Raw genomic sequence first — 9,857 nt, 5'->3', positions numbered from 1 at the left:
CCACCCCCCGCCCTTCTAGCGCCCGCACTTGTACGGGTGGCGCCGGGCGCGCTGGCGCGAGCAGGTCGGCATCTCGCTGCTCACCCGCGGCGCGCGGTCGGCCCACGCCGGCCGCGCGAGTCCCAGCACGCCTGGTGCCAGTGGCGGCGCTCCTCCACCGAGCCCGTCTCCTCCGCGGGCCACGCCACGACGTGCGCCACGCCGGGGCGGATCTCGTGGTCGCACCCGGGACAGCGGTAGGTCTTCTGCGCCTGCGCACCCGAGATGGCGCGCACCAGCCAGTCGCCGTCCGGACCCGACTCGGCACGCGCCCAGCCGACACCCCCGCCGAGCGGCCGGGGTTCTTCTGGCTTGGGGCTGTTACGACGAGGCACGGCCACACGGTAACCGCTCGTAGAATCAGGGCGTGCCGACCTACGAGTTCCGTTGCCGAACCTGCGACGACACCTTCGACGTGCAGCGCCCGATGAGCGAGTCGTCCGCTCCGGCGAGCTGTCCCGAGGGCCACCCCGACACGGTGAAGCTGCTGTCCATGGCCGGGATCGGCGGGACGCAGCAGGCCGCGCCCGGTGGCGGTGGCGGTGGCGGTGGGTGCTGCGGTGGCGGGTGCTGCGGTTAGGCAGCTTCGCGCTCGATCATCAGCTCGGCGATCTTGCGACCCTGGTCGCAGACGCCGCCGAACTTGCCCGTCGAGTCGATGACGATGATGCCGAGCCCGCCGCCGTTGTAAGGCAACGTGAGCACGCACGACGGCTCGACCTCCGGTTCGCCGGAGCGGTCGAGGTAGGACACCTTGTGCTCCTTGATGTCCCACTCGCCGGTGGTGCGCTCGATCTTGATCTGCTTGCCGTCGCGCACGCGCAGGGAGACGCCGACCTCGACGTCGTCGACCTTTGTCGTCCAGCGGCACGACTCCTCGAACGTGGAGTCGTAGTTGATCTGCGTGGGCGGCGTCTCGGCCTTGGCGCCGGGGTAGGGCAGGTCCGTCCACTTGAGCTTGGCGCAGGTGGGCGTGATCTCCCCGTCGACCGGCGCGGTCTCCGGGTCCTCGGACTCGGTGGGCTCGGTGCTCGGGTCCGACGACGAGCCGTCCTGGTCGAACGGCGAGGTCACGTCGAGCGGCGCCTGCGCGACGGGACTGCCCTCGACGATCGCACGCGCACAACCGGACGCGAGCACGAGGACAGCCAACAGGAGCACCAGTCGCCGCATGGCCACCACCATGCCAGACGCGACATGGTGCCCCTGTGAACGGCTCACGAGTAGTCGCGGAACCCCTTGCCCGTCTTGCGACCGAGACGACCGGCCGTGACCAGGTGTTCCAGCAGCGGCGCCGGCGCGAACCCGGGCTCGCGGAACTCGTTGTAGAGCGTGCGCTGGATCGCCAGCGAGACGTCCAGCCCCACGACGTCGAGCAGCGCGAACGGTCCCATCGGCAGGCCGCAGCCGACCTTCATGGCGTTGTCGATGTCGTCGGCCTCGGCGTAGTGCGCCTCCAGCATCTTCACCGCGTCGTTCAGGTACGGGAAGAGCAGCGCGTTGACGATGAAGCCGGCCACATCACCGCAGTGCACCGGGTGCTTGCCGAGGTCGAGGCAGATCTTGCGGGCCGTCGCGACCACGTCGGCGCCCGTGGAGATGGTCTCCACGACCTCGACCAGCTTCATGACCTGCGCGGGGTTGAAGAAGTGCAGCCCCACGACGTCCGCGGGCCTGCTCGTGGCCGCCGCGACCTCGATGACGGGCAGTGAGGACGTGGTCGTCGCGAGCACCGCACCGGGCTTGCACACCTCGTCGAGCGCCGCGAAGACCTCCTTCTTGATCCCGATCTCCTCGGCCACCGCCTCGACGACCAGGTCGCAGTCGGCCAGTTCCACGAACTCCACCGCGGGCGAGATCCGCTGCAGCGTCGCGTCGCGGTCCTGCTCGGACAGCTTGCCCTTGCTGACCGCCCGCTCCAGCGACTTGCGCACCGCGCCGATCGCCTTCTCCGCCTTGTCGAGGCTGCGCGCCCGGAGCACGACGTCGTACCCGCGCTTGGCGAACACCTCGACGATGCCGGTCGCCATCGTGCCCGTGCCGATGACCCCGACCCGCTGGACGTCGCGCGCCTGCGTGGCACTGTCCACTTCGGACGGCGTGAGCGCGTCCCGGACGACCGTCGGCGAGTCGGGCCCGTCGTAGGTGTAGAAACCGCGCCCGGTCTTCCGCCCGAGCAGCCCGGCCGTGATCATCTGCTTGAGCAGCGGAGCCGGCGAGTGCAGCCGGTTGCGCGACTGGTGGTACATCGTGTCGAGGATCTCGTAGGCGGTGTCGAGACCGATGAGGTCCAGCAACGCCAACGGTCCCATCGGATAACCGCACCCGTACCGCATGGCGGCGTCGAGGTCCTCGCGCGTGGCGTACTTGGACTCCAACATCTTCACGGCGTGGTTGAGGTACGGGAACAACAACGCGTTGGCGATGAAGCCGGCCCGGTCCCCGATGACGACCGGCGACTTGCCGAGCCGCTCCGTGAACGCGACCACGTCCGTGATCACGTCCGGCTCCGTGACCACCGTGCGCACGACCTCGACCAGCTTGAGGACCTGCGTGGGGTTGAAGAAGTGCAGCCCCACGACCTTGCCGGGCCGCTTGGTCGCGACGCCGATCTCGGTGATCGACAGCGACGACGTGTTGGACGCGATGATCGCCTCGGGCTCGAGGATCTCGTCGAGCGCCTTGAAGATCTCGGCCTTCAGCCCGATGCTCTCCGGCACCGCCTCGACGACGAGGTCGCAGTCGGCCAGCGTGTGCAGGTCGAGGCTCGTGCTGACCCTGTCGTGGAGCGCGGCCGCCTCGTCCGCGGTCAGCTTCTCCCGCGACACCGCGCGCTTCGTCGAGTGCTCGAGGTGCCCGAGGCCGCGCTCGACACCCGCCGCGTCGACCTCCACCACCTTGACGGTGAGCCCGGTGCGCGCGAGTACCTCCACGATGCCCGCGCCCATGGTTCCGAAGCCGACGACTCCGACGGTGTTGATTTCGCGCGCCACTGCAGACCTCCCTGCGGGGTAAAGCGTGGGCTACCAAGGAGTAACTTGCGGGCGACTATGCCACTGTCGGCGGTGGTGGGCGTCGTGAGCTTCGCCATCAGGATCGAAACAGTTATCGGTCTAGGGGTGGGGGTGGTGCGGTGTTTTAGCTGATGAACCCGTGTGGGGGAACGCTGGGTTGCGCCATCTGAGGTCGAGGCGGGGTGGGGGGTCGGCGGGGTGGGGTGGGTTTGAGAGGCGAGCGGCCGGGGGTCGAGCGACGGCCGGGCCGTAGCGGGTGGAGCAGCGGTGGGGCTGCGCCGGGTGGGGTGGGCTCGCGGCGGGTGGGCGTGGTGGAGGCGAGCGGCGGCGGAATTGCGCCGGGTGGGGTGGGCTCGCGGCGGGTGGGCCGCAGCGGCGGGCTGCGCCGGGGGGCGGTGGCAGCGGCGAGGCACGGCTGCGCGGCCGACGCGGGTGAAGCAGCGGCCGGACTGAGGTCGGCGGAGAGGCAGCGAGGCTGCGCGGCCGGGAACACGCAGCGCGAAACGCAAGGCACGTGGGTGGCGTTGGCGAGGCCAAAGCGAAGTGGCCTGTGCGGCGACAGCAGCATGGCGGCAGCGCGCCACCCTGCCCGCAAGCCGTCTGCCCGCAAGTCACCCACCCGCGTCAGTAGGCAGCGCACCGCCTGACCGCGCGCCGCCTCCGCCCAGGTCGTCTTGCGGCGGTCAGTCGTCGAAGCCCCTTTCTGCCAGTTCCTCGATGCGGCGCACCGCCTCGCCCGCGTCCCTGCCCGTGGCCACGACGGTGATCGACTTGCCGCCGGGCGCGCTCAGGCCCATCAGGGCCAGGACGCTGGCCGCGTTCGCCTCCTCGGTGCCGTAGCGGACCAGCACGTCGGCGTCGAGCTCGGCCACCGTGCGGGACAGCAGGGCTGCTGGTCGCGCGTGCAGGCCCACCTCGTTGGTCAGCAGGATCTCTGCTGTCACGGCGTCTGGCACCAGATGCAGTGACGGCCTGCTCGGTGCTGTTGCCGGGGTCTCGCCTGAGGCTCCCTCTGCTGCGGCTGCCACGTCGGCCAGCGGCGAGACTCCTTGTGCCGCAACGGCTGCGGCTACCGCGCCTTCCACCAGTGGTGCGTCCACCACCGCGTAGCGGGACGGGTCGTCTGCCGACTCCACGGCCATCTCCGCCGTCATCTTGGCGCTGCCCAGGTCGTAGAGGACCACTACACCCGCGCCCGAGTCGGCGTCTGCCAGGGCTTCGACCACGGCTCCGTAGTCGGTGCCCAGGCCGCCCTCCTCGGTGCCGCCCACCGGGATCACCGCGACGTCCGGGGCCATCTGGGCGGCCAGTTCCGCCACTCCGTTGGCCAGCATGTCGCTGTGCGAGACGACGACCAGGCCCACTCGGCTGGGCGTTGCGGCCGTCACGACTTGGCCGCCGCGTCGGCGAAGGCGCGCAGGAGCAGCGCCGTGGAGCGGGAGCCCGGGTCCATGTGGTTCGCGCTGCGCTCGCCCAGGTAGGAGGCCCTGCCCTTGCGGGCCACCATGGGCACCGTCGAGGAGGCGCCCTCCTCGGCCGCGTCGGCTGCCGCGGACAGGGTGGCGGCGACGGTGCCTTCGGCGCACTCCGCCGCGGCCACGGCCGGGGTGAGGGCGTCGACCATCGTCTTGTCGCCCACCGCGGCCTTGCCTCGGGCGATCACGCCGTCGAGCGCGGCCCGCAGGGCTCGGGCCACCACGGCCTGGTCCAACTCGGTCGCGTCGCCCACCGCGGCCGAGGCGCGCAGGAACGCCGTGCCGTACAACGGGCCCGCCGCGCCGCCCACCGTGGAGATCAGGGTGGTGGCCACCAGCTTCAGGACCTTGGCCGGCGTGTCCGGCGGCTCGGCGTCCAAACGGGACACCACGGCGGTGAAGCCGCGCTTCATGTTCTCGCCGTGGTCGGCGTCGCCGATCGCCTGGTCCAGGCGGACCAGCTCGTCGCGGTGGTCCGCTATGACGGCCGCGGCGGCTCGGACGGCCGCCACGACGTCCTCAGCCGTGCACCCCACCTCAGACTCCCCACCGCAGCGCGGGCGTGTGGACCGGCGCGTCCCACAGCTCGACCATCTCGTCGTCGAGGCGCAGCAGCGTGAGGCTCATGCCCTGCATCTCCAGGCTCGTGATGTACGGGCCCACCAACCTGCGTTCCACCGTGATCCCCCGATCCGCCAGCAGTTGTTCCGCGATGCCGTGCGCCAGGTACAGCTCGATGAGCGGCGTGCCGCCCATCCCGTTCGTGAACAGCAGGACCCTGTCCCCCGACGCGAACGGCAGGTCCTCCAGGATCGGCTCCAGCAACGCCGACACCATCTCGGACGCGGTGCCGACCGCGACCGTCTGCCGGCCCGGTTCGCCGTGGATGCCGACGCCGAGCTCCATCTCGCCGTCAGCCAGCTCGAACGACGGCGAGCCGACGTGCGGCACCGTGCACGCGGTGAGCGCGAGCCCCATCGACCGCACCGACGAGATCACCCGCTGCGCCAGCGCCTCGCACGCCGCCAGGTCGTCGCCCCGCTCGGCCGCCGCGCCCACGATCTTCTCCAGCAGCACCGTGCCGCCGACGCCGCGGCGCCCCGCCGTGTACAGCGAGTCCTTCACCGCCACGTCGTCGTCGATCACGACCGAACGGACCTCGGTCTCCGCCAGCTCGGCGGCCATCTCGAAGTTCAGCACGTCGCCCGTGTAGTTCTTCACGATCAGCAGCGCCCCCGCGCCGCCGTCCGTGCGCGCGACCGCGTCGACCACCTGGTCCGACGTGGGCGACGTGAACACCGGGCCGGGACAGGCCGCGTCGAGCATGCCGCGCCCCACGAACCCGCCGTGCAGCGGTTCGTGCCCCGACCCGCCACCCGAGATCAGCGCGACCTTGCCCTGCCGCGGCCCACCGGCCCGCACCACGACCGCCGGGTCCTGGTGCACCTCCAGCAGATCGGGATGGGCGGCCTGCATTCCGCGCAGCGCGTCCTGCACCACGGTTTCCGGATCATTGATGATCTTCTTCATCGAACAGCCCTCCCGATCGGCGGTGACCGTGTTCCTTCTTACTCCGGGGGTCTGACACTCGGAACGGGCAAAGGACCCCGCTACCGTTAGCCTGCCCTAAGAAATGCAGGTCAACATCACGTTCCGTAGTGGAGGAACAACGTCGTGTCCAAGAGAGCAGCGCTGCTCCTCGCAGCCGCCCTGACCCTGACCGCCTGCTCCAGCACGCCGGAACCGCCGTCTGTCGCCCAAGGTGGCGACGACTTCGGCAAGGCGACCGAGCTGAGCAACGGGTTCGGCACGACGCAGAAGCCCGGCGAGTTCCCCCGCACGATCAAGCACGCGATGGGTGAGACCAAGCTCGAGAAGAAACCCGAACGGGTGGTCGTGCTCGACACGGGCGAGCTCGACAACGTCGTGGCGCTCGGCATCAAGCCCGTGGGCATCGCCTACACCGACGGCTCCCCCACCATGCCGACCTACATCGGCGACAAGGGCGGAAAGCCGGAGAACGTCGGCACCACCAACAACCTCAACCTCGAGGCGATCACCAAGCTCGACCCGGACCTCATCCTGGGCTCGCAGCTGCGCGCCGAGGCCCTCTACCCGAAGCTCTCGGCGATCGCCCCCACGGTGTTCAGCGTGCGCCCCGGCTACGTGTGGAAGGAGAACTTCCTCCTCAACGCCGCCGCCCTCGACCGCCAGGCCGACGCCGCGAAGATGCTCGAGGACTACACGAACAAGGCCGTCGAGACCGGCAACGCCATCGAGAAGAAGTTGGGCGTCCGCCCCACGGTGACGGCGCTGCGCTTCATGCCCGGCCGCATCCGCCTGTACGCCAAGAAGTCGTTCATCGGCACGATCCTGATCGACGCCAAGATCGGCCAGCCGACCCCGTCCCAGGTGGACGACCTCGCCGCGGAGGTCAGCGCGGAGGAGATCGGCAAGGCCGACGGCGACTTCATCCTCTACTCGACCTACGGCGACCCGGCCAAGACCGCGCAGGCGTCCGTCCTCGGCGGTCCGCTGTGGACCGGCCTGAACGCCGTCAAGGGGGGCAAGGCCAAGCCGGTCCTCGACGAGACCTACTTCCTCGGCCTCGGCGTGCTCGCCGCGAACGTGGTCCTCGACGACATGAAGACCCAGCTCGGCGCCTAGAAACCCTCGGAGCGCGGATGCTCCTCAGCGACCGAAGAGCATCCGCGCGAGGCGCAGCATCTGCTTGCCCGCCATGGACGACCGGTCGAACGTCGCCATGTCGATCAGCGACTTGAACTTCAGCTTCGTCACGGCCTTGGCGTAGGCGAACTCGCGCAGCCCGTCCTCGCCGTGGATGCGCCCGAACCCGGAGTCGCCGACCCCGCCGAACGGCAGCCCGGGGATCGCCGCGTAGGTCAGCACCGAGTTGACCGACACCATGCCGACCCGCAGCTCCGCGGCCAGCTCCTCACCGCGCGACTTCGAGAACACCGCCGCGCCCAGCCCGTACTTCGACTGGTTCGCGAGGCGCACGCCCTCCAGCGCGTTCGGCACCCGGTTGATCACCACGGTCGGCCCGAAGGTCTCCTCGGTGACCGCGACGGAGTCCTCCGGCACGTCCGTGAGCACCACCGGCTCGACGTACGGCGGCCTGATCGAGTCGGGACCGCCCACCAGCGCCTTGCCGCCGCGGTCCAGCGCGTCCTGCACGTGCTCGCGGATGATCTCCACCTGCGACGGCATCGTGATCGGCCCGAGGTTCGCGTTCGGCTCACCGCCCGGCTTGAGCTTCTTCGCCCGCTTCACCACGATCTCGATGAACTGGTCGGCGACGTCCTCGGCCACGTAGATCCGCTCCACGCCCGCGCACGTCTGGCCGGCGTTCGACACCGCGCCCCAGATCGCGGCCTCGGCGGCGGCGGTCAGGTCGGCGTCCGAGTCGACGATCAGCGCGTCCTTGCCACCGCACTCGACCAGCACCGGCGTCAGCGACGCGGCGGCCGCGGCCATGACCTTCTTGCCGGTACGGGTGGAGCCGGTGAACGCGATCTTGTCGACGCCGGCGCCGACCAGTGCCGCGCCCGTCTCGCCGAAGCCCGTGACCACCTGGAACACCGGGTACTCCGGCACGGCCTCAGTGAACGTCGACGCGAGGAACGTGCCGACGCCCGGCGTGAACTCCGAGGGCTTGAACACCACGGCGTTGCCGGCCGACAGCGCGTACGAGATGGACCCCATCGGCGTGTGCGCGGGGTAGTTCCACGGCCCGATGACGCCGATGACGCCCAACGGCCGGTACTCCAGCGACGCACTGTGGTTGACCATCAACATGCCTGACGACACACGGCGCTTGCCCAGCACACGACCGGCATGGCGCGCGGCCCAGTGCAGGTGGTCCATCACCAGCGCGACCTCGACGCGGGAGTCGTCCGCAGGCTTGCCCGTCTCCGCGCTGATCAACGAGATGAACTCGTCCGACCGCTGCGAGAGGATCTTGCGCCACGCGTCGAGCTTGGTCTTGCGGCCCTCGAACCCGAGACCCGCCCACCACGCCGCAGCCTCGCGCGCGGACGACACCGCGTCCTGCACCTCGTCGGCCGTGTGGACGGGGTGGTGGGCGACGACCTCACCCGTGCGCGGGTCCAGTGATGCGAACCGCCGCTGCTCGCCATCGGCCGACAGCGCGCTGTCCGAAGCGGTCTGCGTCATGGGGGCCCTCCAGGTACTCGCCAGTAACCGCGACCCTAACGCGTACCAGGAGAACTTTCAGCCCCCGCCTGGCTCCGCCCGGGAGCGTCAGGCCTGGGGCAGCGCGGGCAGAACCGCCTTGGCGAACGCCTGAACGGCGGCGCAGCGGTCCAGCTGCTTCTCCTTCAGACCCGCGACCGTGAACTCCACGATCTCGCCCGCGTCGGACGCGTCCTTCGTCCGGACCAGCACGAGCTCGCACGACGGATAAGCGGTCTCCTTGAGCGCCTGGTAGCCCTTCACCCCGCCACCGAGGTCGACCTCGACGGATCTGGTGTCGAACTTGCCGTCCTTCGGGATGCGCGTGGTGCGGAACTCGATCTGCATCTGCGCGCTCTGCCCCGACCACGAGCACTGGTGCAGACCGAACGGCAGCGGCCGCGGCGAGGCGCCCAGCACCGGCGAGAGCGCCGACTTCTCCACGACCGCGCACGGGTCGACCTCGACCGGCGACCCCTTCGGCGGGGTGTACCGCTGCGGGTTGCCCTTGAGCTTGCGCACGGCGCCTTCGAGCACCTTGAGGCCCGGCTCGCACGCCTCGTTGCCCTCGGTGCCGGTGCTGACCTGCAACCGCACGGCCAGGGCGGGGTTCTCCTGCGTCACGGCCGAGAGGAAGCACGACGTGTTGTTCAGCTTCTGCTCGGCCAGTTTGAGGCCGGCGACCTGCTTGGTCGCCTTCTTCAGCTCGGACGACGTCAGCGAGTAGCCGATGTCCAGCGTGAGGTTGAGCGTCTTGCCGGACTTGTCCTTCATGTAGTTCGAGCAGCGCGTGTAGGAGCTGCTCGAGTACCTCGACGGCGTGCCGACCGTCTGCAGGAGGTCCTTCTCGATCAACGCGCACGGGTTGACCAGCCGCAGCCGTTCCGACGCGAACGCCGGGTCGACGGGCTTGCCCGGATCCGACGACGGCTTGGTCGACGGATCGGTGGTGGTCGTCGTGTCCACACCCGCCTGCACGGTGCGGCGCGGCGAGTTGGTCTTGGCAAGACCCGGGCCGGTGGCGCAACCGGCCATCAGCAACGCGGCGGCGGCGACCACGGCGGTTGCACGAAAACGAGGCACGACGTGCACGGTAGCGACCTTTGCGCGCGTT

10 protein-coding genes are annotated in these 9,857 nt (G+C 70.2%); 2 read left to right on the top strand and 8 right to left on the bottom strand.

What is annotated here, in order from left to right; all coding sequences use genetic code 11:
• Positions 1-80: 80 nt before the first annotated feature.
• Entirely contained in the window at positions 81-374 is a 294-nt protein-coding gene (locus ABZX02_RS03885) for a hypothetical protein (protein ID WP_355294591.1), read from the bottom strand.
• Positions 375-406: 32 nt separating this feature from the next.
• Between ABZX02_RS03885 and ABZX02_RS03880 the strand changes: the two genes are divergently transcribed.
• Positions 407-619, top strand: coding sequence for a zinc ribbon domain-containing protein (locus tag ABZX02_RS03880; protein WP_355294590.1), 213 nt, complete (start codon positions 407-409; stop codon positions 617-619).
• Here the strand turns inward: ABZX02_RS03880 and ABZX02_RS03875 are convergent.
• From ABZX02_RS03875 to dhaK, 5 genes are all read right to left on the bottom strand, one after another.
• A complete protein-coding gene (locus ABZX02_RS03875) occupies positions 616-1,212 on the bottom strand; it encodes a DUF3558 domain-containing protein (RefSeq protein WP_355294589.1) in 597 nt (198 codons plus the stop codon). The genes ABZX02_RS03880 and ABZX02_RS03875 overlap by 4 nt on opposite strands.
• Before the next feature lie 44 nt (positions 1,213-1,256).
• The gene (locus ABZX02_RS03870; RefSeq protein WP_355294588.1) at positions 1,257-3,032 is read right to left on the bottom strand and encodes a 3-hydroxybutyryl-CoA dehydrogenase; all 1,776 of its coding nucleotides are present in this window, start codon (positions 3,030-3,032) and stop codon (positions 1,257-1,259) included.
• A gap of 704 nt (positions 3,033-3,736) precedes the next feature.
• Positions 3,737-4,441, bottom strand: coding sequence for a dihydroxyacetone kinase phosphoryl donor subunit DhaM (gene dhaM / locus ABZX02_RS03865; RefSeq protein WP_355294587.1), 705 nt, complete (start codon positions 4,439-4,441; stop codon positions 3,737-3,739).
• Positions 4,438-5,064, bottom strand: coding sequence for a dihydroxyacetone kinase subunit DhaL (gene dhaL, locus ABZX02_RS03860; protein WP_355294586.1), 627 nt, complete (start codon positions 5,062-5,064; stop codon positions 4,438-4,440). The genes dhaM and dhaL overlap by 4 nt, the downstream gene beginning before the upstream one ends.
• A gap of 1 nt (position 5,065) precedes the next feature.
• Complete coding sequence (gene dhaK, locus ABZX02_RS03855) at positions 5,066-6,058, bottom strand: dihydroxyacetone kinase subunit DhaK (RefSeq protein WP_355294585.1); 993 nt, start codon at positions 6,056-6,058, stop codon at positions 5,066-5,068.
• Between the two features lie 144 nt (positions 6,059-6,202).
• Between dhaK and ABZX02_RS03850 the strand changes: the two genes are divergently transcribed.
• Positions 6,203-7,195, top strand: coding sequence for an iron-siderophore ABC transporter substrate-binding protein (locus ABZX02_RS03850; protein WP_355294584.1), 993 nt, complete (start codon positions 6,203-6,205; stop codon positions 7,193-7,195).
• Positions 7,196-7,219: 24 nt separating this feature from the next.
• On the opposite strand, the gene ABZX02_RS03845 is transcribed toward ABZX02_RS03850, so the two are convergent.
• On the bottom strand, positions 7,220-8,725 hold the full coding sequence (locus ABZX02_RS03845) for an aldehyde dehydrogenase family protein (protein WP_355294583.1): 1,506 nt from the start codon (positions 8,723-8,725) through the stop codon (positions 7,220-7,222).
• An 87-nt stretch (positions 8,726-8,812) separates the two neighbouring features.
• Positions 8,813-9,826: a hypothetical protein gene (locus ABZX02_RS03840; protein WP_355294582.1), complete on the bottom strand. Its 1,014-nt coding sequence runs from the start codon at positions 9,824-9,826 to the stop codon at positions 8,813-8,815.
• Between the last annotated feature and the right edge of the window lie 31 nt (positions 9,827-9,857).

The organism is Lentzea sp. NPDC003310, assembly GCF_040610935.1.
Classification (GTDB): Bacteria; Actinomycetota; Actinomycetes; order Mycobacteriales; family Pseudonocardiaceae; genus Lentzea.
Note: the sequence above shows the minus strand (reverse complement) of the source record. Positions and strands in the feature narration are given on the sequence as shown.

Coding starts and splice junctions, on each gene's coding strand:
- ABZX02_RS03875 (WP_355294589.1), bottom strand. CDS start 1,212: ATGCGGCGACTGGTGCTCCTGTTGGCTGTCCTCGTGCTCGCGTCCGGT.
- dhaK (WP_355294585.1), bottom strand. CDS start 6,058: ATGAAGAAGATCATCAATGATCCGGAAACCGTGGTGCAGGACGCGCTG.
- ABZX02_RS03845 (WP_355294583.1), bottom strand. CDS start 8,725: ATGACGCAGACCGCTTCGGACAGCGCGCTGTCGGCCGATGGCGAGCAG.